The organism is Labrys sp. KB_33_2, from assembly GCF_052114505.1.
In the GTDB taxonomy this organism is placed as follows: Bacteria; Pseudomonadota; Alphaproteobacteria; order Rhizobiales; family Labraceae; genus Labrys.
Genome location: NZ_JBFREW010000009.1, coordinates 1 through 23,664, shown reverse-complemented (window position 1 = coordinate 23,664; position 23,664 = coordinate 1). Strand labels below are relative to the sequence as shown.

The window sequence follows — 23,664 nt, the reverse complement described above, 5'->3', positions numbered from 1 at the left end:
CCTGAAACCATCGCGCTGATAAGCAGGGCGGCGCAGCAGTGATGCCCCTTCGAATAAAAGATTGTCGAATACAAGATTGTCGTTCGGAAGGCGCGTGCAGATTGCCCTCTGCGATGGCCTCAGGCTGGCAGTGGCTTTACCGGTCGCATTTCGTGCTGCGTTTGCGCCACCAAGCTCTTCAAGCGACTGCCGCGACGATCATTGCATTTCGGCGCCGAATATCTAAGCCGAAACACGCCATCCCAGGCTTCATCATGCCATCCTATCTGGAGAGATCGAGCACGCCTTTTGTTTGGCTTGATAATCGACGCTCTTAAAAGTTGTAATATATATTTTTATCAACTTTAAGTAATAATTTTAGAGTTTTTAGCAACCAAACTTATACGTGTAGTTCTTAGTGTTTTCAATATAAAAAATGTTCGGCTGATTTCCGAAATTTGCGGTTGATTTTGGAAATTAAATGCAACTATGAATTGAAATTCCTCTATATAGACTCTGTGCCTGTGGCGTTCCTGTGTCTTTTGGGTGACATGTACTGCGCAAAGCGATGTGAATACGCTCAATTGTGGCAATTTGAGATTGTGAAAAACCACTCCCTGCCGCACTGTCACATTCAACGATTCACGCAATGGGTCGTCTCCGGGCCGCCGCCAGAGGTTGGGGCCGGGGTCTCGCGAGCCGGTCGGAGAGGTCAAGTCTACCGACCGAGTAAAAATGTCTTGGAGGTCATCTCATGACGATGAAGTCAGTTCTTCTCGGCGCCGCCGCCGGTATCGCCGCCATCGGCGCTGCCCAGGCCGCCGATCTGCCCATGACCAAGGGCGAAGCCGTTGAATATGTGAAGGTCTGCTCGGCCTTCGGTCCGGGCTTCTTCTATATCCCCGGCACCGACACCTGCCTGAAGATCGGTGGTGAAATCCGCGCCAAGTATTATGCTTTCGGCGGCACGGGCTATAACCGCAACGACAACCGTTCGGCTTTCGACACCCAGGCTCGTATCTGGTTCGATGCCCGCACCGAGACGGATTGGGGTCTGCTGCGCTCCTATTTCCAGATCAATGCCGACTCCAACCGGTTGACCGGCCGTGGTGGTGGTGATGGCAAGCGCAACGACTTCACCATCGACAAGGCTTTCATCCAGTTCGGTGGCCTGACGGCTGGTTATGCCCATTCGTTCTTCGGCTTCTACGACAACGAATATGGCGATACCCTCGAGGGTAACTATTACGGTCAGTCCAAGACCGTTAACTTGCTCGCTTACACCGCCCAGTTTGGTGGCGGCTTGAGCGCTACGCTGTCGATCGAAGATGGTCGCGATCATCGCGTTGAAGGGTACTCTAGCCCGGTTCTCAACAATGGAACTTGGTATGGTTACAGGGCTGGCGGCCAGCAAATTCCCGACGTCGTCGCTCAGCTGCGTTGGGATCAGTCCTGGGGTTCGCTCGCCGTGCAGGCGGCAGGCCACCAGGCCCGCTCGGGTGAAAGTTACATCAACGCCGTTGTTCCCGGTAATGCCAACGAACCGCCGGTGGGAGCGCCGATCGCCGTTCGCCGCAGCAACAAATATGGCTACGCTGTCGGTGCGACCGGCTTGATCAAGATCCCTGCGATCGATGGCTGGTTCGTCGTGGAAGGCCAGTATGCTGACGGCGCTCTGGATTATCTCGGCGCCTACAACACCTTTCTTGCTCAGTCCGACCGCTTCGTGAACGCCGCAGGGCGGGTGGATTCCGGCAAGGGTTGGTCGATCACCGGTGAATTGGGCGGTCACATCACGCCGCAACTGCAGGCTGTTCTGGTCGGCAGCTATATCGACACCTCCTTCGATCGGTACTCGGCCCTGGGCGATTACGGCATCAAGGAGTTCACCATCAGCGGCAACCTGACCTACACGGTTGTCAAGGGTCTGAAGGTGGCCGGTGAGGTTGGCTATACCCACGGTAAGGTCGATCATGGCGCGATTGATACTCTGTCGGGTCGCGACAGCTACAACAACTGGCTGGCCGGCATGCGCATCACGCGCACGTTCTGATCATCCAGCTCGACTATTTGACGAGAGGCCCGGCGAAAGCCGGGCCTTTTTTATGGGAATTACACGTTGCGGGGCATTTTCGGCATGGTTCGGCTAATCGCTGACCATTCTGAGAGCGGCAGCAAAGACCGAAGGGCTTGTGAAGATAGCCGATTGGGCGCCTTGTGAATGGGCAATGTCGGTCACTCTTCCCTTTGGTGGCCGCCAAACGCCAAACATCCTTGCCACTTGATCATCGACCGAACCAGCTCCAACGCCTCCTCAGGTGTCTTCTCGCGCACCAGAAGAGCATGAGCACTGGACGAAGAAGGGCGTACCCGCGCCCTCGGAAAGCCTGGCGTGTTCGGCAAGGAGAGAGCAGATATGTGCGGTCCGATGTTTGCCCACTCGACGTGACGCGCGGTGTGGGATCCGATTTTTCTGAGTGAGAGCTGCCGGAATCGTGCTTCTGCGAGATCGCGTGGGTCGGCAATTTGACAATGGTGATCCCAGATCGGCGCTCCTGAACGGGAGGAATCAATCTGAATGTCCGCGCTAAAAGCCGCGGAGCGGTTCTTGTCCTCTTTCGGCTTCAGCAAACGCCGCTCGTCGTGGGCCACCAGCTGGCCTTGGTCTGGTGCAGTGAAATTATGTCATTAGGCGAGAGGGAGGTCCGGAAATCCGAGGATTTTGCCGAGAATCGTCCAAATTGTGGCGAAAATGCTGCGTGTGTCCTTTTTGCTACACAGCTTTGCCAAAATGTCACGACCCTGGGTTGTTGAGTGCAATCGCTATTGTACAACCCAAGGCAGTGAAGCAATGTCATGACAACGATTCACTCGATGGGTCGTGTCCAGATTGCAAGTTTAACGTGTGATCGGGGTCTCGCGAGTCGATCGAAGCACCAAGCGGCGCTTTCGATCAAATAATAACTGTCTTGGAGGTCATCTAATGACGATGAAGTCCCTTCTCCTCGGCGCCGCTGCTGGTATTGCCGCCATCGGCACTGCCCAGGCTGCCGATCTGCCCATGACCAAGGGCGAAGCCGTTGAATATGTGAAGGTCTGCTCGGCCTTCGGTCCCGGCTTCTTCTACATCCCCGGCTCCGACACCTGCCTCAAGATCGGCGGTGAGGTTCGTGCCAAGTATTATGGCTTTGGCGGCACCGGCTATAACCGCAACGACAATCGTTCGGCGTTCAACACCCAGGCTCGTATCTGGTTCGACGCCCGCACCGAGACTGACTGGGGTCTGCTGCGCTCCTACTTCCAGATCAACGCCGACTCCAATAAGCTCAAGGGTCGTGGCGGCGGCGATGGCTCGCGGAATGCCTTCAGCATCGATAAGGCCTTCATCCAGTTCGGTGGCCTGACCGCTGGTTATGCCCATACGTTCTTCGGCATCTACGACAACGACTACGGCGATACGCTCGAGGCCTCTTATTACAACTCGTCTCAGACGGTCAATCTGCTCGCCTACACCTTCGACTTCGGTGGTGGCCTGCAGGCGACGCTGTCGTTCGAAGACGGCCGTGATCATCGGGTTGGCAGCGCGGACTACTATGGGCCGGTGGTGATCGGTGCAAACCGGTATGGGTATTCGCAGGGTGGTCAGCAGATTCCCGATGTCGTCGCCCAGATCCGCTGGGATCAGGCATGGGGCGGGCTCGCCGTGCAGGCAGCCGGTCATCAGAGCCGCTCGGGTGAGAACTATACGGTTGACATTGGGACTCCGGCCGTGCCGAACGTCGTGCCGGTTACCGTTCGCCGTGAAAACAAGTATGGCTATGCCGTTGGTGCGTCCGGCGTCATCAAGATCCCGTCGATCGATGGCTGGTTCGTTGTCGAAGGCCAGTATGCCGACGGCGCCCTGGATTATCTCGGTGCTGGCAGCACCTTCCTCGCTCAGTCCGATCGCTATGTGAATGGGTTGGGGCGGATCGATGACGGTAAGGGTTGGTCGATCACGGCTGAGTTCGGCGCGCGCTTTACGCCGCAATGGCAGGCCGTCTTGGTCGGCAGCTATATCGACACCAGCTACGATAATTTTGGCGTTGGCGGTGGCGATCTGGGCATCAAGGAATTCACCATCAGCGGCAATCTGACCTATACGATCGTCAAGGGTCTGAAGGTTGCGGGTGAAGTTGCCTATACGCACGGGAAGATCGATAACGGCGTCATTGGGAACACCGGCAACCCGAGGGTGGACGGGCGTGACAACTACAACAACTGGCTGGCCGGCATGCGCATCACGCGCACATTCTGATCCTGTCTGATAGATGCAAATTTGAGGGTCCGGCGCGAGCCGGGCCCTTTTTTGTTCTGTCCGGCACAGCCTCTCCTTGAAGTTACGAGTCCCCCGATCAGCTTGATGGCAAGTGACGCGAAGCTGGATCGCCTGGAGAATATTGGCCTTATAGCGTGCTTTTTTTGCAACGTGCCGCCTCAATCGTTTGTCTGTGTGGGCCATGCGTGTGGCATTTCATTGAGTTGGCGTGGTTTTTGCGGCACCCTGCAGTGTCGGGTTGCGGTGCATGAAAATTGCAGCTTGACGCCGGGAAAAAGAGATGAAGGCAGTCGTGATCGGCCTGACCGGTGCGTTACTGGCGGGTAGCATCGCCCATGCGCAGGATCTGCCGGCCAGCAAGGGCGCGCCGGACACCTATCTTCAGGCTTGCGTCGCCATGGGCGTGGGCTTCTGGCAACTGCCGGGCAGCGATACCTGCGTGAAAATCAGCGGCGAAGTGCGGGCCGATTATGTGGTCACCCCCCAGAGAACCCGTGAGGATGACTTCACCGGCTTCACCACGCGCGGCCAGATCGGCTTCGATGCCCGCACCGAGACCGATTACGGCCTGCTGCGCTCCTTCTTCCTGATCGATGCCTATGTCGGTCCGGGGGCGAAGACGGAATTCGTGGTCGATAAGGCCTTTCTGCAGTTTGGCGGACTGACGGCCGGCTATGCCCATAGTTTCTTCGGCATCTACGACCTCGACTATGGCAACGACCTTCTGCAACCCTATTTCGGGTATGCCGCCACCACCAATCTGATCGCTTATACGCAGGATTTCGGCGCCGGCTTTTCGGTCACGCTTTCGCTCGAAGACGCCCGTGCTACACGCAGCAATGTATTGCGGTTCGGCTTTCCTTTCGAGCCGCAACCGGCTGGCGGTGCCGTCATGCCCGACATCGTCGGCAATCTCCGCCTCGACCGTGACTGGGGAACCCTGGCCGTGTTCGGTGCCGGCCACCAGATTCGCTATTCCGGGCCGCCACAGATCGGCGGTTCGTCCTATGGATATGCCATCGGCGGGGCATTCGGCCTTAATCTGCCTATCCGTTCCGGCGCCCATGTCGCGGTGGAGGGTACCTATGCCGATGGTGCATCGGCCTATCTCGGCTGGCAGCAGATCGACGCCGCCTATGAGAATTTCAGCGGACGCAAGGATCTCGGCCGTGGCTGGACTGTTACCGGCGAGGTGGGCATGAACGTCACCCCGGCGCTGACCTTGAATCTGCTTGGTTCCTATCTCGACTATAGCGGCGCGACCACGCGGGATTTCGTCAATCCAGCGGCGCCCGATGTCAGGGGCTGGATTGCCGGAGGCAATGCCGTCTACACGATCACCCGCGGTCTCTCCTTTGGCCTGGAAGCCTTCTATTCATCCTATCGGGCCAAGGGCGGACAGGATTTCTTCCCCTATGAGGAAGAGGTGAGGGGCTGGACGGGCGTGATGCGAATTCGACGCACCTTTTGAGGTTCGGTCCTAACGGCTCTTGCCGCGCATGTCGGCTTCGATCAGCAAAATGCTCTTGGTATCGAGGCGCGAGCGATAGACCTGCACATTCTCCAGCACGCGCTGCACGTAGTTGCGTGTCTCGGTGTAGGGGATGCGCTCCACCCAGTCGATCGGATCAACCTTGGGGTCGCGCGGGTCGCCATAGGCCTTGACCCAGTCGGCCACCTTGCCCGGACCGGCATTATAGGCGGCGAAGGTCATGACATAGGAGCCGCGGAAGCGGCCGATCAGATCGCCCAGATGGGCCTCGCCCAAACGCGCATTGTAGAGCGGGTCGCTGGTCAGCTTCTTGGCGTCGAAAGCGATGCCGGCCAGACGGGCGGTTGCCTTGGCGGTCGAAGGCATCACCTGCATCAGCCCGCGGGCGCCGGCCGTGCTGATCACCTCATGGCCGAATTCGCTTTCCTGCCGGGCAATGCCGTAAACGACCGCCCGTTCGACCGTGCCGGAACTCTCAAAGCCGGGAATGGCGCCGATCGGAAAGGCGATCGCATCGAGCGGCAGGCCGCGCTGCGTCGCCGACTTGCCGACCGTGAGTGCCGTCTTGGCGTCGAGATTGTCGAGAGCGATCTGGCCGAGCAGGGCCAATTGCTGGCTGTCCTGGAGCTGCCGGCCCATATCGGAAACCAGGATGCGGGCATAGTCACGCTTGCCGAGCGTGTAGAGCTGATGGATGGCACGCACCGCCAGGAGTTCGTCGAAGGCTGCGCGGCTGGCCGGCGTGGCTTCGGGCAGAGCGTTCAGGTCGAGCGTGCGCATGCCCAGGCGCGCCCGGGCGATCTGGCCATAATAGGTGATCGGATAGCGCGCGGCCGCCTGGTAGAACCCCGTCGCCCCGGCCTTGTCGCCGGCCGCTTCGGCGGCGCGGCCCTGCCAATAGGCGCCACGCGCCACTGAAATCGGCCGCTGGGATTCGGCACTCAGATTGGCAAAATGCCGGGCCGCACTGCGAGGCTCCTTCAGGAAGCGCAAGGCGATCCAGCCGCAATGGAACTCGGCTTCCATCCGGGTCGTATCGCTCTCGGCGGTATAGCCGGCAACGACCGCATAGGCAGTCCGCGCATCCCCTTGATCGAGCAAGGCGCGAGCCACCAGGCGACGTTCCGTCCACCACTGGTCGGGGCGCACCAGCGCAGCGGCGTCGCGCGGTGCTTTCAGCAACAGGGCGGCGGCATCGCGCGGCTTCTTCTGGCGCCTGAGATAGGAGATACGGGCAAAGATGTAGGCCGGGTCGGTCGACACGTTGGCAGCCAGCAGGGCGCCGGCGTTCTTGGGTTGCCTGGCGACGGCAATGCGCAGCTTGGCAAGCGTCACCGCAGCCGGATCGGCACGGGCCGCGACACGCAAGCCATCGTCATAATTGCCATCATAGATCAGACGATCGGCCCGATATTTGTGGTCCGCTGGTGAAAGAAGGGCGCCGTAGTCGCGCAGGATATCGCCTTCGAGCTGACCCGACAGGCTGTCATTGCGATAGGCGTCGCGAATGAGGGCTGTGGCTCCGTCCTGGTTGCCGTCGCGCTGCAGCACGGCGGCAAGAGCGACCTTGCCTTCGTCGGTCTCTGGCTGGGACGAGGCAAAGAAGGCTCGCACCGTGTCGGCGTCGGCCTTCTCATTGTAAAGAGCCTCTTCGCCGCGCCGGCGGATCAGGCCGTTACCGGGCCAACTTGGATAAGCGGCGAGGAAGGCCTTGATTCGGGTGAGGCCGATATGGCGTGCGGCGCTGCGGATGGCGATCCACTCCGCCGCGGCCTGGCTGGCCGGATCGGTCAGCGAACGGGCGAGGCTGTCGCCGCCAGAGCGGTCGCTGCTTTCATAGGCCGTGATCGCCTGGCGCAGGGTGTCGAGCTGGTTCACCAGCGGCGAGGGGACGATGATGGAGCCGGTGATTTCCGTGTCGGAACGCGTCGAGGTCGTCGCGGTATCGGCATCCGTACGCAGAGCCACCGTGCGGGAGGGATGCTTGAGGGTGGCATCGCCCGGGCGCGTGACCGGCGCGGCAAGAGCGCCGGTCAGCACCGCCACGAAGAGGGATGTACCCGTCATGAACCGCAAGAGCATTGCCGCCACGCCAATCCAGATAACCTGATTTGCCAGGTGATCCGGTTTGGCGATTGTCGCGTCCTCTGATTGACGAAGCGTGAATGGCGACGTTGGAATGCCGCATTCTCGCCATCAGTGAGGCACGAGGAAAAGGTGATTTTCAAGGCCCGAAGGCGGCGGATTCGCGGCTGTTGCCTTAAAAAGCGGCAATGAAGGCCCGACTCATTCCATTAACCTGAGCGATGCGAAGATCATCCCGTTGAAATGGGGTGTTTTCGGCCGCAAATCGCCGTTGATGCTCTTTTCGTGACCGGGTGGCTCGTATATGTCTGGCGCCCGGCCGCATGCACCGAGGCGGCCGTCCGGCAAAGCGTTTTGCGATTTGGTGGAATCACCAAGAGACGCAAAGATGCTCAAGCCAATCGGCTGGATTGGCTTGGAACCAAAGAGCGAGAGCAAAAGTGCGGTTTCACCAGAACGCGCTTTGCTCCAGGGATCGTGGAGTTGAGATGATGTCGAAGGCAAAGTTCAGAGGGTCGCTCACCGCTTTGGTGACGCCGTTCCGCGACGGCGCCATCGACGAGAAAGGTTTTCGTGATCTGATCGACTGGCAGATCGCCGAAGGGACGAGCGGTCTGGTACCAGTGGGGACCACCGGTGAAAGCCCGACGCTCAGCCATGCCGAGCATCACAAGGCGGTGGAGATCTGCATCTCCCAGGCCAATGGCCGGGTTCCCGTGATTGCCGGTGCCGGCTCGAACAACACTGTCGAGGCCATCGATCTGGCTGTTCATGCCGAGAAGGCGGGTGCCGACGCCGTGCTGGTGGTGACGCCCTATTACAACAAGCCGACGCAGGAAGGCCTCTACCAGCATTTCAAGGCCGTCAATGACGCTATCGGCATTCCGATCTTCATCTACAACATCCCGCCGCGCTCGGTGGTCGACATGTCGGTGGAGACGATGAAGCGCCTCTACGAACTCAAGAACATCGTCGGGGTGAAGGATGCCACCGGCAATCTCGCCCGTGTGTCGCAGCAGCGCCAGCAACTCGGGGCTGATTTCATCCAGCTCTCCGGTGAAGACATGACGGCGCTCGCCTTCAACGCCGCAGGCGGGCAGGGCTGCATCTCGGTGGTTTCCAACATCGCACCGCGCCTGTGCGCGGACTTGCAGGAAGCGACGCTGCGTGGAGATTATGCCTCGGCCCTTGAAATTCAGGACCGTCTGATCCCACTTCATGGGGCAACCTTCCTGGAGCCGGGGCTCGCCGGAGCAAAATGCGGTCTGGCCATGCTCGGGCGCCTCAAGGAAGAGGTGCGCCTGCCGCTGCTGCCGGTGACGGACGTGGCGCGTACGCAGATCCAGCAGGCGATGGTGCATGCCGGGCTGCTCAATTGAAACGCTGAAGCGGGGGAGGTAAAGCCTCTCCATCTGAAGCACGGGTATCTTGCCTGTCTCGGGAAACGCTTCGAAAACAAGAAGGTAGAGTCTACTTCGAGTGTTTCGCTCGAAGGCTCTCTTTGGGTGATGACGTGGCGGACAAGAAGGACGGTGCTCGCAAGCTGGTTGCCGACAACCGCAAGGCTCGGTTCAATTATGAATTGATCGATACCTTCGAGGCCGGGATCGTGCTGGCCGGAACGGAGGTGAAATCGCTGCGCCTGGGCAAGGCAACGATCGGCGAATCCTATGCCGGGCCGTCGGGCGACGAGTTGCTGCTGTTCAACGCGGACATTCCCGAATATCTGCAGGCCAACCGCTTCAACCATGAGCGTAAGCGTCCGCGCAAACTACTTTTGCATAAACGCCAGATCAGCAAGCTGATCGGTGCCGTGCAGCGCGACGGCCTGACGATCGTGCCGACCAAGCTCTATTTCAATGAGCAGGGCAGGGCCAAGATCGAGCTTGCTCTCGCCCGCGGCAAAACTTTGGGCGACAAACGGGACACGGAAAAGAAGCGCGATTGGCAGCGCGAAAAAGGTCGTCTGCTGCGGGACAAGGGCTGACGCCTACAAGATAAACCCCCGCAAGGCGGGTTTCAGCGGTCGAGAATATCTCGGATCGTCTGGAAGACTGCCCGGAACATCGGTGTGGTCAGGCGGCCTGTATTGGTGTTGTAGCGCGAGCAGTGGTAGCTATCGACGAGCGTCAGGCCGCCGATTTCATGGCGCGCATGGTGGGCGAAAGGATAGTGGGCGGGCCTGCGGCCGAGGGCCGTGACCACGCTGTCATGCCCGATCTTGCCCAGCGCCAATATCACCTTGAGATTCGGCATTTCCTTCACGGTGTTGGCCAGGAAGGGGCGGCAAGCGGCGATCTCGCTGCCAACAGGCTTGTTCTCGGGCGGCACGCAGCGCACCGCATTGGTGATGCGGCAATCGACGAGTTCGAGACCGTCATCGGGGCGCTCGTCATAGGTGCCGGTGGCGAAGCCGAAATCGCCCAATGTTTCGTAAAGCAGATCGCCGGCCCAATCGCCCGTAAAAGGCCTGCCGGTGCGATTGGCGCCCTGGAGCCCGGGCGCCAGGCCGCCGATCAGCAAGCGGGCCGAGGCCGGACCGAAACTGGAAACCGGGGCATTGTGCCAATCGGGATGCTTGGCGCGCGCCTGCAGGCGAAAGGCGACGAGCCTCTCGCAAAGCGGGCAATCGCGTCCGGGTTCTTGGAATTGGCTGACGATCATGAATATTGGGCCTAAGCAGAGTTTTCTGGCGAGTCCCACGGACGGGCTTCGCCGGGAAACTCTGCAAATGTTTGATATCCTGCAGATTTCTGTTGATCATGCCCGTGGCCCGATCAACAAAAATCTGCTTGGAACGAAAAGTGGTTCGGACGGAGCTGTCGTGAAGGCTCCGTCAATAGAACGACCCGATCGTTCGAGGCAACGTTCTTGATCTATTGATCGTCGGCCTGGCCGCTTGGGCTCGCCGACATGAAGCCGGGGGTCTGGCCGGCGAAACCCTGCTGGGGCGGCTGGCGGGTTGGCCCGGGACCGGCCGGAAAGTTGCCGCCGGCCTGCGAGCGCACGGCGCGTTCGGACGGATCACGGCCGATCTTGCTTTGAAGCGTGACGAGGTCCACGAACTCATCCGCCTGGCGCCGCAATTCGTCGGCGACCATCGGAGGCTGGGTCGATATGGTGGACACGACGGAAACGCGCACCCCCTTGCGCTGCATGGCTTCGACCAGGGAGCGAAAATCACCGTCGCCGGAAAACAGGATCATGTGCGAGATGTGATCGGCCAGCTCCATGGCATCGATGGCGAGCTCGATGTCCATATTGCCCTTCACCTTACGGCGGCCGGTGGAGTCGACGAATTCCTTGGTCGGCTTGGTGACGACGGCATAGCCGTTATAATCCAGCCAGTCGATCAGCGGGCGGATCGAGGAATACTCCTGATCCTCCACAAGGGCGGTATAATAGAACGCTCGCACCAGATAGCCGCGGCTGTGGTACTCCTTGAGCATTTTCCGATAGTCGATATCAAACCCCAAGCTTTTCGCCGTTGCGTAAAGATTGGCGCCATCAATAAAAAGAGCGATGCGTTCCTGGGTGTTGTTCATTCTTCTGCCAGTTAGGGTTCGTTCTGCTGATGATCGGTCTGTTTGAATACGATTGAAATCGGTCTAAATTACAGTCTAATATTAATCCCAAGGACCACATCGAGAAAGGCCTCTCTGTGTAACGTCAGCGGAATGGTAGCAACGACAAGTTTAGGTCCGATGCAACTAGCTTGTGCCCATCGCGGTATAGAATGTCAAGTTCGTCTGCATTATCATTAGATTGAGCGTATTCCAATGAGAGTGTTTACAGGATTATTGCAATATCGAGACGAGCAGCCTCGATATGTAAGTCGAATGAGGTAGAACTTGCGGTCAATCTCTCTGCCTCGGAGGCGGAAGGATACCACGGTTCGGTCTTTTAGGGTTGCACAAACTCGCTTGGCGGTGTAGTTGGCGCGCTTGATCCCAAAACACGGTACAGAAAGGCGTCGCCATGGCCCGCGTCACGGTGGAAGATTGCATCGACAAGGTCGAGAACCGCTTCGAGCTGGTTCTGCTGGCCAGCCATCGCGCCCGCATGATTGCCGGCGGCGCTGCACTGACAATTGATCGCGATCGTGACAAAAACCCGGTGGTGGCTCTGCGTGAGATCGCGGACGAGACCCTGACCCCGGATGACCTCAAGGAAGACCTGATCCACTCGATGCAGAAATACGTCGAGGTGGACGAGCCCGAATCGGATCCGGCGGCTCTTGCTTCCGGTGATTCCGACGACAACGTCGCCTTTGACCGCATGTCGGAAGAGGATCTGCTGCGCGGCCTGGAAGGCCTGGTTCCGCCAGCCAACAACGGTTCGGACGACGAGGAATAAACTCCTCCATCGATCCCGAAGATTTCAGCGGGTCGGCATTGCCGGCCCGCTTTTCTTTTGTGCCGCGGACGTATTGAATAGCGCCATGCTTCGGTTTGGCCGGGAGCTGGCAATGATGAAGCCGGGCGCTTGAAGGCGGCCGGCGGGAGACTGTGAGTGACGGCGCCATTTCGCCTGATGCGGCAATATGAACTCGTGGACAAGGTGCGGGCGTATAACCCTGCTGTTAACGAGGATCTGCTCAACGCTGCCTATGTCTACGCCATGCAGCAGCACGGCGCGCAATTTCGTGCCTCTGGTGATCCCTATTTTTCCCATCCCCTTCAGGTAGCCTCGCTTCTTACCGATCTGAAGCTCGACGATGCCACCATCGCAGCCGCTTTGTTGCATGACACCATCGAGGATACCGATGCCACGCGCGGCGAGATCGAACGTCGCTTCGGCAAGGAAATTGCGGCTCTCGTCGACGGGCTGACCAAGATCAAGAAGCTCGATTTGGTTTCCAAGGAAGCCAAGCAGGCCGAAAACCTGCGCAAGCTCTTGCTGGCCATCGTCGAGGACGTTCGCGTTCTCCTCGTCAAGCTGGCGGATCGCTTGCACAACATGCGCACGCTCAACTTCATGAGGGCGGAAAAGCGCGCCCGCATTGCCCAGGAGACGCTGGACATTTATGCACCGCTGGCCGGGCGCATGGGCATGCAGGATATGCGCGAGGAGTTGGAGGACCTGTCCTTCCACGAATTGCAACCGGCCCATTACGAAACCATCGTACGCCGCTTGGAAGGCTTGAAGCGCCGCAATGGCGCGCTGATTGCCGAGATCGAGAACGATCTGCGCGAGAGGCTGCAGGAGCGCGGCATCGAAGCGACGGTGAAAGGACGGGAGAAGCGGCCCTATTCGATCTTCAAGAAGACCGAGCAGAAGCAGGTCGCCTTCGAGCAGCTCTCCGATATCTTCGCCTTCCGCGTGCTGGTGAACAAGGTGGAGGATTGCTATCGCGCCCTCGGGCTCGTCCACACCAAATGGCCGCTCGTGCCTGGGCGCTTCAAGGACTACATCTCCACACCCAAGCAGAACGATTACCGGTCCCTGCACACCACGGTGATCGGACCGGGTCATCAGCGCGTCGAGTTGCAGATCCGAACCGAGGAGATGCACCGCATCGCCGAACTCGGCATTGCCGCCCATGCGCTCTACAAGGAGAACAAGGCTGGTGACAGTCTGCGCCTGGAAGGAGAGAGCCGGGCCTTTGCCTGGTTGCGCCGGACCATGGCGATGCTTGCCGAGGGCGACAACCCCGAAGAATTCCTCGAGCATACCAAGCTTGAGCTGTTCCAGGACCAGGTGTTCTGCTTCACGCCGAAGGGCAAGCTGATCACCTTGCCACGCGGGGCCAATGCCATCGATTTCGCCTATGCCGTGCATACCGACGTCGGCAACACGGCGGTGGGCTGCCGCGTCAACGGCCGTACTACGCCGCTGGTCTCCGAACTCTACAATGGCGACGAGGTCGCCATCATCACCGCCAAGCAGCAGACGCCCCCGGCGGCCTGGGAAACGCTGGTGGTCACGGGCCGGGCGCGCGCCGCCATTCGCCGTGCCACGCGCACGGCGGTGCGGGCGCAATATGCCGGGCTCGGCCAACGCATCATCGAACGCGCCTTCGAGCGGTTGGAGAAGACCTACAGCCCCGATGCCTTGCAGGGAGCGCTCAAGCGCCTCGCCCGCAAAAGCGTGGACGATGTGCTCACAGCCGTCGGCCGTGGCGAAATGCGTTCGCAGGATGTGGTGCGGGCGGTGTTCCCCGACTTCAAGCTCGAACAGTCGAGCCATGCCGCTGCCGGGCTCGACGAGACCTGGTTCGGCCTGCAGGGCGGACAGAATCTGCGCTTCAAGCTGCAAGGTGGCGGTGATCCCGCCAAGGCCGCCATCCCCGTGCGTGGCCTGATGGGTGATCTGCCGGTGCGTTTTGCCGAAGGCGGGGCGGTGCCGGGTGACCGTATCGTGGCCATCCTCACCCCGGGCGAGGCGATCACCATCTATCCGATTCAGTCGCAGGCGCTGGCCGATTTCGAAGACAGGCCCGAGCTTTGGCTCGACGTGCGTTGGGATCTGGAAGCGGCCCGCGCCGAGCGCTATCCCGCCCGGGTCCAGGTGGTGTCGATCAATGAGCCCGGCACGCTTGCCCAGATCGCCCAGGTTGTCGCCGAGACCGACGGCAACATCGACAATCTCGCCATGCAGCGCCGCTCCTTCGACATGACCGAGATGATCATCGATCTCGAGGTCTACGACCTCAAGCATCTGCTGGCCATCATCGACGGCTTGCGGGCCCGCAAGGTGGTGAGCGAGGTGCAACGGGTGATCTGACGGCCGGCTCGACCTTTGATAGGACCTTCATCTGCGGGCGTTCGGCGCTACGCGATCATCTGCATTGCCCACCGATGCTGGTCATCCCGATTACGCGCCCGAACATTAGGCTGACGAGGACGGCGCAGGTGCGGTCGTAGGCAAGGCCGTAGCGAGCCAGGATCCGCTTCTGCTCGGGCAGCGGGATGGGTGGCGTGTCGCCGCGCTGGCGGAAGTCGAGGCGATTGCCCAGATAGACCAGACGAATGGTGCCACCTTCCTCTGCGCGAAAATCCGGCTTGCCGTAGCGCTCGACGAAGGCCTGTTCCGACGAGCCCATCGAGAACAGCGGCCGGATTCCGCCATCGCCGATCGCGCATCCGCTGAGCAGCAGCGATAGGCAGAAGATCAACTTTCTCACAGCACTCGCACTCCATACCTCGAGAAAACGGGAAATTGGCGGCTAAACCGTGTTGCGATTAGATGAAGTCTCTCGGAATCGCAAAGCCACGTCTAAGATCTCCCGTCAGCAACCGAAAGGCGGGGGCACCGTTGTTGACTTTTCGCGAAATTTTCGCCCTCCGACCAGTATCGGCCATTGATCTGCACGCCCTGGAAGCGTAGCCCGTACAGCCGGAAAAACCAGGAGATGATGATGACGCAGGATGAGGTGCTGGCGGAATTCCGGGCGGCGGGAGCATTGCTCGAAGGACATTTCATCCTGACGTCGGGGCGCCATTCGGCGGTCTACCTGCAGAAGAATCTCGTCTTCATGGATCCCCCCCGCACCGAGCGTCTGTGCCGCGCCCTGGCCGAGCGCATCCGTGCCGCCTTCGGGCCCATCGACATGGTGGTGTCGCCGGCCGTGGGCGGCATCGTGCCGGGCTACGAGACCGCGCGTGCGCTCGGCGCCAAGACGGTGTTCGTGGAACGCGAGAACGGCCAATTCCAGTTGCGGCGCGGCTTCGCCATTCCCAAGGGTGCGCGCGTTGTGATGGTGGAGGACATCATCACCACCGGCCTGTCCTCGCGCGAATGCCTGGCATCCATCGCCAACCAGCCCGGCGAGATCGTGGGCGCGGCCTGCCTGATCGACCGCTCGGGCGGCAAGGCCGATCTCGGCAAACCCTTGGTGGCCCTGGCGACCCTCGACATCCCGACCTTCGAGGCCGACAAGCTGCCGCCGGAACTCGCCAACCAGCCGGCCGTCAAGCCCGGCAGCCGCGCTCTTGCGGGACAGGCTTGAAAATGACCTCCGCCGCTCTGCCCAAGATTCTTCGTCTCGGCGTCAATGTCGACCACGTCGCCACCGTGCGCAATGCGCGCGGCGGCCCCTGGCCCGATCCCGTCCGCGCCGCGCATCTGGCGGTCGAGGCTGGTGCTGACGGCATTACCGCGCATCTGCGCGAGGATAGGCGCCATATCCGCGATGCCGACATCCGCCGCATCCGCACCGAGGTGAAGGCACCGCTGAATTTCGAAATGGCGGTGACCGACGAAATGCTGGCAATCGCGCTGGAGGTGAAGCCCCACGCTGTTTGCCTGGTGCCGGAAAAGCGTGAGGAGCGCACCACCGAGGGAGGACTGGACGTCAGAGCGGCCGAAGCCAATCTGAGAGCGGCGATCCCACAGCTCAAGGAAAGCGGCATCCGCGTCTCCCTGTTTGTCGAACCGGACAGGGCGGTACTGGAGGCCTGCGCCGCTCTGGGTGCCGATATCGTGGAACTGCATACGGGAACCTGGTGCGAAGCGGTCGCCTCGGGGGAGACCGGCCACGCCGCCGCGGAGTTCGAGCGTCTGAAGCTTGGTGCGTCCATCGCTGCCGGGCTCGGGCTGGAAGTGCATGCCGGGCACGGGCTTGATTTCGAGACCTCCGAAATCCTGGCTGCGGTGCCCGAATTCGCCGAGTTCAATACCGGGCATTTCCTCATCGGAGAGGCTATATTCGTCGGGCTCGCGGAGAGCATCCGTACCGTCAAGGCGGCGATGGCGGCCGGACGGAGCCGGGCCGGATGATCATCGGCATCGGCAGCGATCTTTGCGACATCAGACGGATCGAGGCTGCCCTCGCGCGCTATGGCGAGCGTTTTCAACAGCGCTGCTTCACCGAGGGCGAGCGCGCCAAGGCGGCCGGCCGTGCCGACAAGGCCGGCACGCTGGCCAAACGCTTCGCTGCCAAGGAGGCATGCTCGAAAGCGCTGGGGACCGGCATCAGCGGAATCCATTGGCATGACATGGAAATCCTCAATGCGGAGAGCGGCCGGCCCGAATTGCGGCTGACCGGCGCGGCTTTGCAACTGCTCGACAGCCTGCTGCCGGCAGGACATGAAGCCCATATTCATCTTAGCCTGACCGACGAGCATCCTCTGGCGCAGGCCTTCGTGGTGATCGAGGCCCGACTGCGTGTTTGAACGCGGGGCTGGCCGTTTGCCGCGCAATTGCCGAAATCATGCTGTTTGTGGCGGACGTGGCCTGTGAATGATTGACCTCGTCAGGGCATCTCGAAGGCAGGCTCCGGCGTTGCACCCTCAATCCGCAGGGGTTATAGCAGCCGCAACAGAGTTGTTTCGTTACAAAGCTTCCGGAGCTTGCCTCAAGGCCGACTCCGGAAGCTTTGCGTAATTTCAAGGTTCTTGTGGAATCTTGGACCGGAGCGATATTCCGAGGCTCCGGTCCCGCCAAGGACCGCCTCCAAAGATGGAAGACCGATGAGCGTGGCCAGCCAACCGAACAAGACGCCCGACACCAGCGGCGCCGCCAAGAAGACGTCGAAGGATGGCGGTATCGGCGAACTGATCAAGATCATCATTCACGCCCTTATCATTGCGCTGGTGGTCCGCACGGCCCTGTTCCAGCCGTTCAACATTCCGTCCGGTTCGCTGATCCCGACGCTTCTGGTCGGCGACTACGTCATGGTCTCGAAATACAGCTATGGCTGGTCGCGCTATTCGGTGCCGGTGATTTCCGGCTTCCTGCCCTCCGGCCGCTTGTGGGCGGGCGAGGGGCCGAAGCGCGGCGACATCGCCGTGTTCAAGCTGCCCAAGGACAATTCGACCGATTTCATCAAGCGCGTCATCGGCCTGCCCGGCGATCGGATCCAGGTGCGCCAGGGCCGACTGTTCATCAACGGCACCATGGTTCAGCGCGAACAGGCGGGCACCTATCTGGTCAAGGACGAATTCGGGCGCGACAAGCAGGTGCCGAAGTATATCGAAACCCTGCCCAATGGCGTGAAGCACGAGGTCATCGAAATCCAGGGCGACAGCGGTTATTACGACAACACCGATGAATATGTCGTGCCGCCGGGCAACTACTTCATGATGGGTGACAACCGCGACAATTCCGATGATTCGCGCGATCTTGCCGCCGTCGGTTACGTGCCGCTCGATAATTTCGTCGGCAAGGGCCAGATCATCTTCTTCTCCGTCGCCGATGACGCCTCGCCTCTCGCTTTCTGGCAGTGGCCGTGGACCGTGCGCGGCAGCCGTTTGTTCTCGCTCATTCGATAATGGCGGATCAGACCACGTCTGACGGAGTGTTGCGCCGAATTTGGCCTCATGCGAGCCGCTCCAGCGGATTGCTGTTTGCTGGTGGCGCTTTGCTGCTGCTCGCCTCTTGCCGCAATTTCTCGGTGCCGAGTGGTTCCAACATTCCTACGCTGCTCGTGGGTGACGTCGTGATGGTGTTGCCCTTCGGCGAGGGACCTTTAGTCGGGGCCCCCGCTCGTGGTGACATGGCGGTATTCCGATTGCCCAAGGATCGCTCCACCTATTTCATCAAGCGGGTGATCGGCCTGCCGGGAGATCGCATCCGGATGCGCGATGGCCGTCTGTTCATCAACGGAAGCAGGGTGCCGCGCGAGCCGGCCGGCAGCTACAAAGCGGAGATGGCGTTTAGCGTCGACAAACAGGTGCCGAAATATCGGGAGACCTTGTCGAACGGACGGAATTATGAAGTCATCGAGGTCAGTGAAGACATTGGCTTTTACGACAATACCGATGAATATGTCGTTCCGGCCGGCCATTATTTCACGATGGGCGACAATCGCGACAATTCCGATGACTCGCGCGATCTCGCCGGTGTCGGCTATATTCCGCTTGAGAATTTCGTGGGCAAACCCTGGCGGGTCCTGTTCTCGACGGCCAAGGGACAAATGCGCCTGTTTAAGATCGTACAATGAGCTCGAAGAAGAAACCTCCGCTTGAAACTCTGGAAGCCGCGCTCGGCCATGTCTTTGCCGATCGCTCTGTCTTGGAGCGAGCGTTGACGCATATCAGCTTTCTCGACGGGCCGGCTAGGCTGGAGAGTTATCAGCGCCTGGAGTTTCTCGGCGACCGTGTGCTCGGGCTGGCGGTTGCCGACATGCTTTACAGCGTCTTCCCCGATGACGAGGAGGGCGCAATGTCGCGCCGGCTTTCCGACCTCGTGCGCAAGGAGACCTGCGCTGCCGTCGCAAACGACTGGGGGGTAGGCCCGCATGTCAAGCTCGGCCTTGGCGAGGCCCATTCGGGCGGGCGCAAGCGTGTCACCACGCTTGGCGATGTCTGCGAGGCCTTGATCGGCGGCGTCTTCGTCGACGCCGGCTATGATAAAGCGCGCGCCGTGGTCGAGAACGCCTGGCGCGAGCGGCTTCACGCTCCGGTCAGGCCGCCGAGCGATGCCAAGACCGCCTTGCAGGAATGGGCGCAGGGCCGTGCGTTGAAGGCCCCGACCTATCGCTTGGTTTCGCGTACCGGGCCCGATCACAATCCACGTTTCGTAATCGCCGTCGATATCGAGACGCTGGCCTCGGCCGAGGGCGAAGGCAAGTCCAAGCGCCTGGCCGAGCAGGCCGCCGCCACCGCCTTCATGGCACGCGAAGGCATCTCTCTGGAGGGGCGGCGGAGCTGAACTTTCGGCGGATATGGCCGACTGGCCTGCCCGGGACATGAACAAAACCGGCTTGCGGCGGCCCGGAGCGTTTTGTGGTTTGTCGGAAACGGGTCAAACCACAAAGACGCGTCGAAACGATGAGTTGGAGCAAAGTGCGATTCGGTAAAATCGAACTTTGTTCCAGGGCGTATCGCGCCGTATTTCGGAGCGCGAATGTCTGCTAGAACGTCGACAATGGTAGAATGTCCGAGCCCGTTCCTCGCGGACGCGTTCGGACATTCTGCTTGAGCCGGATTGATCCAAGAGCATTTTCCGGAAGAGTCGATAGACTGTTCGATTGAGAAAATGCGTTAAAACAAAGAGTTAGGGAAAATTGCGATGCGAAGAAATCGCAGTTTTCCCTAGAAAGAGCAAATGAACGAGACTACGCAAACAAGATGCGGCTTCGTCGCCCTGATCGGCGCACCCAATGCCGGCAAGTCCACGCTGATGAACGCCATCGTCGGCGCCAAGCTGTCGATCGTGACCCATAAGGTGCAGACGACGCGTGCGATCGTGCGCGGCATCGCCATCACAGGCGAAGCACAGATCATCTTCGTCGACACGCCTGGCATCTTCCAGCCCAGGCGCCGGCTCGATCGGGCCATGGTCACTACCGCATGGAGCGGAGCGGCCGATGCCGATGCCGTCTGCCTGCTGGTCGATGCCCAGCGCGGGCTCGACGAAGGCAATGAGGCCATCCTGCAAAAGCTTTCGGCAACCAAGCAGAAGCGCATCCTCATCCTCAACAAGATCGATGCGGTGAAGCGCGAAAAGCTGCTGGAGCTTGCCCAGGCCGTCAATGCGCGGCTGCCCTTCGAACAGACCTTCATGCTATCGGCGCTGACCGGCAGCGGCGTGGAAGATCTCACCCGTCATCTCGGCTCCATCATGCCAGCCGGACCCTGGCTCTATCCCGAGGACCAGATCTCGGATGCGCCCCTGCGTTCGCTGGCGGCCGAGATCACGCGCGAGAAGCTGTTCCTGCGACTGCATGATGAACTGCCCTACGAATCGACGGTGGAAACCACGGCGTGGACGTCGATGAAGGATGGTTCCGCCCGCATCGAGCAGACGATCTATGTCACGCGCGAGGGACACAAGAAGATTGTCATCGGCAAGGGTGGCGAAACCATCAAGGCGATCTCGATGGCGGCACGCAAGGAAATCGCGGCCATGGCCGAGGCGCCGGTGCATCTGTTCCTGTTCGTGAAGGTGCGCGAGAACTGGTCTGACGACCCCGAGCGCTATCGTGAAATGGGCCTGGACTTCCCGGTGGAGAAACCCTGAGGCAGGCGCCTTCCAATGCGTTTTGCGATTTGACGAAAATACCAACCCGATGGAATGGATCGACAGCGGTTACATATTGGGCGTGCGCCGCCACGGCGAATCCAGCGTGATCCTGGAGGCTATGACCCGGGATCACGGCCGTCATCTCGGCATGGTGCGGGGAGGGCGCTCGCGGACTTTGCAGCCTGTGCTGCAGCCTGGCAACGAGGTGCAACTCACCTGGCGCGCCCGGATCGAAGGTCATCTCGGTCATTTCGCCGTCGAGGGACTGACCTTGCATGCTGCTCGGTTCCTGTCCTCCCGGCTGGCCTTGTTCGCCATGACCCATGTGGCGGCCCTGGTCCGCCTGCTGCCCGAGCGCGATCCACATCCAGGGCTCCACGAGGCCTTCGGCCACCTCATAGAGGTGCTTGGAGACCCCGCCTTGGCGCCGGCGCTGATCGCAAGATTCGAACTTGAAATCCTGTCGGACCTCGGCTTCGGCCTCGATCTGGCCGCCTGCGCCGTCACCGGCCGGCGGGACGACCTGATCTATGTCTCGCCCAAGAGTGGGCGGGCGGTCTGCCGGGAAGCTGGAACTCCCTGGCATGACAGGCTGTTGCGCTTGCCAGCCTTTCTGCGCGGAGAGGAAGGCGTGCCTGGCGCTGGCGACATCGCGGATGGCTTGCGCCTCACCCAATATTTCCTGGAGCGCGATGTCTTTGCGCCGCGCGGTCTTGCCATGCCCGAGGGTAGGCGTGTGCTGCTGGAAGACCTGGTGGTGGCGAAAGAAAAAGGTTAACCAATCCTTATTCCGCCAAAGTCGTTGGCTACGACCGCCGGGATGAAGTTCTCGAGGATGCCGCCGTGACGATCCGTCCTGTTTCCTTGTTGGCGATTACGTTCTGTCTCGTCACTCTGCCGATGACACAGGCCCAGGCGGGCTGGCGTGACGCTCCCTTTTACGACGACGGAGGATGGGGCGGCGAGTTCGAGGCGCCCATGCGCCCCTATCACCCGCGGCCCATCTATCGCGAGGATGATGGAGGCTACGAGACCCGCAGCTTCTATCCGCGCCCGTGGGTGAGGGGGCCGGCCTATGCTCCGGATCTCGACGCCCCCTATGACGTCCTGCCGGAGGAGCGTGGCCCGGCGATGCGACCGCTGCGGCCGCCCCGCCGTCTTGTCGGGACGCCGCAAAGCCTGCCGCGTCCGGCTCTGCCCAAACCGCGCAGCGCAGCCCTGTCTGCACCGAAAAAGCTCGAACCGGCCAAAACTCTGCCGCTCGCTGCTGCGCCCAAACCGCGCCCCGAGCCGGTTCAGGAGGCAAGAGCCCTGCCGGTGCCGCGGCCGAATCTCGAAAGTATGGATTTCGAGCCCGCGAAATAGAACAGCGCTCGTCCTTACGGCTCCCGGTGATCGGTCAAATAGTAAAAGCGTTCAGGCCGGTATCTTCGTTCGAGCCACATAGAGTGCGAGGGCGGCGGCATTCGAGACGTTGAGGCTTTTGATCTCGCCGGGCATGTCGAGCCGGGCCAAGGCATCGCAGAGCGAACGGGTGCGCTGACGCAGGCCCTTGCCCTCGGCGCCGAGCACGAGGGCCAGCGGCCCGGCGAACACGGTGCCTTCCAATGTTGCCGGTCCTTCCGAGTCGAGACCGATTCGCGTCACGCCGCTCGCTTCCATTTCATCCAGCGTGTCGCCGAGATTGCGTACGGAAACGACCGGCACATGTTCGAGGCCGCCCGAGGCCGATTTGGCGAGCACGCCGGTGGCGGCTGGTGAATGGCGCTCGGTCGTGATGATCGCAGCCACCTTGAAGGCGGCGGCCGAGCGGATGATGGCGCCGACATTATGGGGATCGGTGATCTGGTCGAGCACCAGGACGATATCTTGCGCGCCGAGCTCGCCGAAGGCGGGAGCGGGCAGGGGAGCCGCCTCCAGATAGAGGCCCTGGTGAATCGAATCGGGCGTGAGCAGACGGTCGATGTCGCCGGGACGGACGGTTTCTGGCTTGATTCTCGTCTCGACCTTCTCGTCGGCCAGCCTTTTCAGGGCATTTTCGGTGGCGAGTAGCCGCTTGAGCTTGCGGTTGGGGTTCTGCAGCGCTTCACGCACCGGGTGCCAGCCATAGATCACCACGGTTTCCGGCGTCGCTTCGCCAGCGTAGCCCCGATGGTGGCCGCGATGGCCTCTGCGGTCCCTGTCCTTCATGTTTTTCTCCGTTCCGGAGACTGCCCATGACATGCCCGGCGCGCCAAAAAAAGCCCCGTCCGCGATTAAGTGTAAAAACTCGTCGTCAATCTTCGCCTTTTAGGTTGACAGGCACCGATCCCCTCACCATAACGGCGCCCTCTGAACGAAGCGGTCGCGCCACTTGGCCGCTTCGATTTCGCAGCGGTGTCACAGCGTTGCGGAAGGACGTTTTGGAGGGGTGCCCGAGTGGTTAAAGGGGACGGACTGTAAATCCGTTGGCTCAGCCTACGTTGGTTCGAATCCAACCCCCTCCACCAAACGTCCAAAGAATACTGTGCTTGGTCGCGGGTGTAGCTCAATGGTAGAGCAGCAGCCTTCCAAGCTGAATACGAGGGTTCGATTCCCTTCACCCGCTCCACTCCCTTCCGGTCGGATTTTGGGCCGCACACGCGCCGTGCTCCATTCTCTTCTTGCGCGTTGCCGCAAAAACCCCTATCGAGCCGCCCGATATTTCGCACCGGCGAAATACCCAATCCTCCAATGCTGGAAACGGGGCTATGGCCAAAGAGAAATTTGAACGCAACAAGCCGCACTGCAACATCGGCACGATTGGTCACGTTGACCATGGCAAGACGTCGCTGACAGCGGCGATCACGAAGGTGCTTGCCGAGACGGGCGGTGCGACGTTCACGGCGTATGACCAGATGAT

22 protein-coding genes and 2 tRNA genes are annotated in these 23,664 nt (G+C 60.7%); 19 read left to right on the top strand and 5 right to left on the bottom strand.

The features are described 5' to 3' along the window. The first annotated feature begins 733 nt into the window (after positions 1–733). The 3 genes from AB4037_RS16800 to AB4037_RS16790 all read left to right on the top strand — a co-directional run bounded on the left by AB4037_RS16800 (position 734) and on the right by AB4037_RS16790 (position 5,768). Positions 734–2,032, top strand: coding sequence for a porin (locus AB4037_RS16800; protein ID WP_441772287.1), 1,299 nt, complete (start codon positions 734–736; stop codon positions 2,030–2,032). A 930-nt stretch (positions 2,033–2,962) separates the two neighbouring features. Continuing rightward, a complete protein-coding gene (locus AB4037_RS16795; protein WP_441772286.1) occupies positions 2,963–4,276 on the top strand; it encodes a porin in 1,314 nt (437 codons plus the stop codon). A 301-nt stretch (positions 4,277–4,577) separates the two neighbouring features. After that, entirely contained in the window at positions 4,578–5,768 is a 1,191-nt protein-coding gene (locus tag AB4037_RS16790) for a porin (protein WP_441772285.1), read from the top strand. 9 nt (positions 5,769–5,777) lie between these two features. On the opposite strand, the gene AB4037_RS16785 is transcribed toward AB4037_RS16790, so the two are convergent. Next, positions 5,778–7,856 carry a transglycosylase SLT domain-containing protein gene (locus AB4037_RS16785; protein ID WP_441772284.1) on the bottom strand — a complete coding sequence of 693 codons (2,079 nt, stop codon included), beginning with the start codon at positions 7,854–7,856 and terminating at the stop codon, positions 5,778–5,780. Between the two features lie 506 nt (positions 7,857–8,362). On the opposite strand from AB4037_RS16785, the gene dapA reads away from it, so the two are divergent. Both dapA and smpB read left to right on the top strand, forming a co-directional pair. After that, entirely contained in the window at positions 8,363–9,253 is an 891-nt protein-coding gene (gene dapA / locus AB4037_RS16780; protein WP_441772283.1) for a 4-hydroxy-tetrahydrodipicolinate synthase, read from the top strand. 134 nt (positions 9,254–9,387) lie between these two features. Further along, complete coding sequence (smpB, locus tag AB4037_RS16775; RefSeq protein ID WP_434956994.1) at positions 9,388–9,861, top strand: SsrA-binding protein SmpB; 474 nt, start codon at positions 9,388–9,390, stop codon at positions 9,859–9,861. 32 nt (positions 9,862–9,893) lie between these two features. Here smpB and AB4037_RS16770 read toward each other — a convergent pair whose 3' ends face one another. Both AB4037_RS16770 and AB4037_RS16765 read right to left on the bottom strand, forming a co-directional pair. Beyond that, complete coding sequence (locus AB4037_RS16770) at positions 9,894–10,538, bottom strand: uracil-DNA glycosylase (RefSeq protein ID WP_441772282.1); 645 nt, start codon at positions 10,536–10,538, stop codon at positions 9,894–9,896. 212 nt (positions 10,539–10,750) lie between these two features. Beyond that, positions 10,751–11,419, bottom strand: a complete 669-nt coding sequence (locus tag AB4037_RS16765; RefSeq protein ID WP_434956992.1) for an NYN domain-containing protein — start codon at positions 11,417–11,419, stop codon at positions 10,751–10,753. Between the two features lie 433 nt (positions 11,420–11,852). Here AB4037_RS16765 and rpoZ point away from each other — a divergent pair, with 433 nt between their 5' ends. Together rpoZ and AB4037_RS16755 are read left to right on the top strand one after the other, a co-directional pair. Then, positions 11,853–12,230 (top strand): DNA-directed RNA polymerase subunit omega, encoded by a 378-nt coding sequence (rpoZ, locus tag AB4037_RS16760; protein WP_434956991.1) that lies wholly within the window; start codon positions 11,853–11,855, stop codon positions 12,228–12,230. A 177-nt stretch (positions 12,231–12,407) separates the two neighbouring features. Then, positions 12,408–14,600, top strand: a complete 2,193-nt coding sequence (locus AB4037_RS16755; RefSeq protein WP_434959658.1) for a RelA/SpoT family protein — start codon at positions 12,408–12,410, stop codon at positions 14,598–14,600. Positions 14,601–14,655: 55 nt separating this feature from the next. Here AB4037_RS16755 and AB4037_RS16750 read toward each other — a convergent pair whose 3' ends face one another. Further along, positions 14,656–15,000, bottom strand: coding sequence for a hypothetical protein (locus AB4037_RS16750; RefSeq protein ID WP_441772281.1), 345 nt, complete (start codon positions 14,998–15,000; stop codon positions 14,656–14,658). A 234-nt stretch (positions 15,001–15,234) separates the two neighbouring features. On the opposite strand from AB4037_RS16750, the gene pyrE reads away from it, so the two are divergent. From pyrE to AB4037_RS16705, 9 genes are all read left to right on the top strand, one after another. Continuing rightward, positions 15,235–15,825 (top strand): orotate phosphoribosyltransferase, encoded by a 591-nt coding sequence (pyrE, locus tag AB4037_RS16745; RefSeq protein WP_434959657.1) that lies wholly within the window; start codon positions 15,235–15,237, stop codon positions 15,823–15,825. Between the two features lie 2 nt (positions 15,826–15,827). Continuing rightward, entirely contained in the window at positions 15,828–16,595 is a 768-nt protein-coding gene (locus AB4037_RS16740) for a pyridoxine 5'-phosphate synthase (protein ID WP_441772280.1), read from the top strand. Continuing rightward, on the top strand, positions 16,592–16,990 hold the full coding sequence (gene acpS / locus AB4037_RS16735; protein ID WP_441772279.1) for a holo-ACP synthase: 399 nt from the start codon (positions 16,592–16,594) through the stop codon (positions 16,988–16,990). The genes AB4037_RS16740 and acpS overlap by 4 nt, the downstream gene beginning before the upstream one ends. Positions 16,991–17,287: 297 nt before the next feature. Then, positions 17,288–18,088 carry a signal peptidase I gene (gene lepB / locus AB4037_RS16730; RefSeq protein ID WP_434956987.1) on the top strand — a complete coding sequence of 267 codons (801 nt, stop codon included), beginning with the start codon at positions 17,288–17,290 and terminating at the stop codon, positions 18,086–18,088. Further along, on the top strand, positions 18,088–18,759 hold the full coding sequence (lepB, locus tag AB4037_RS16725) for a signal peptidase I (RefSeq protein ID WP_441772278.1): 672 nt from the start codon (positions 18,088–18,090) through the stop codon (positions 18,757–18,759). The genes lepB (AB4037_RS16730) and lepB (AB4037_RS16725) overlap by 1 nt, the downstream gene beginning before the upstream one ends. Next, the gene (gene rnc, locus AB4037_RS16720) at positions 18,756–19,469 is read left to right on the top strand and encodes a ribonuclease III (RefSeq protein WP_434956985.1); all 714 of its coding nucleotides are present in this window, start codon (positions 18,756–18,758) and stop codon (positions 19,467–19,469) included. The genes lepB (AB4037_RS16725) and rnc overlap by 4 nt, the downstream gene beginning before the upstream one ends. A gap of 396 nt (positions 19,470–19,865) precedes the next feature. Then, positions 19,866–20,780 (top strand): GTPase Era, encoded by a 915-nt coding sequence (gene era / locus AB4037_RS16715; RefSeq protein WP_441772277.1) that lies wholly within the window; start codon positions 19,866–19,868, stop codon positions 20,778–20,780. A 49-nt stretch (positions 20,781–20,829) separates the two neighbouring features. Next, positions 20,830–21,561, top strand: coding sequence for a DNA repair protein RecO (gene recO, locus AB4037_RS16710; RefSeq protein ID WP_434956983.1), 732 nt, complete (start codon positions 20,830–20,832; stop codon positions 21,559–21,561). Between the two features lie 65 nt (positions 21,562–21,626). Next, the gene (locus AB4037_RS16705) at positions 21,627–22,148 is read left to right on the top strand and encodes a hypothetical protein (protein ID WP_434956982.1); all 522 of its coding nucleotides are present in this window, start codon (positions 21,627–21,629) and stop codon (positions 22,146–22,148) included. 51 nt (positions 22,149–22,199) lie between these two features. On the opposite strand, the gene AB4037_RS16700 is transcribed toward AB4037_RS16705, so the two are convergent. After that, a complete protein-coding gene (locus tag AB4037_RS16700; RefSeq protein ID WP_434956981.1) occupies positions 22,200–22,973 on the bottom strand; it encodes a TrmH family RNA methyltransferase in 774 nt (257 codons plus the stop codon). Between the two features lie 214 nt (positions 22,974–23,187). On the opposite strand from AB4037_RS16700, the gene AB4037_RS16695 reads away from it, so the two are divergent. From AB4037_RS16695 to AB4037_RS16685, 3 genes are all read left to right on the top strand, one after another. Further along, positions 23,188–23,272, top strand: a tRNA-Tyr gene (locus tag AB4037_RS16695). Between the two features lie 27 nt (positions 23,273–23,299). Further along, positions 23,300–23,373, top strand: a tRNA-Gly gene (locus AB4037_RS16690). A 139-nt stretch (positions 23,374–23,512) separates the two neighbouring features. Then, positions 23,513–23,664, top strand: a 152-nt coding sequence (locus tag AB4037_RS16685) for a GTP-binding protein (RefSeq protein WP_441772415.1), incomplete at its 3' end; no start/stop codon positions are given.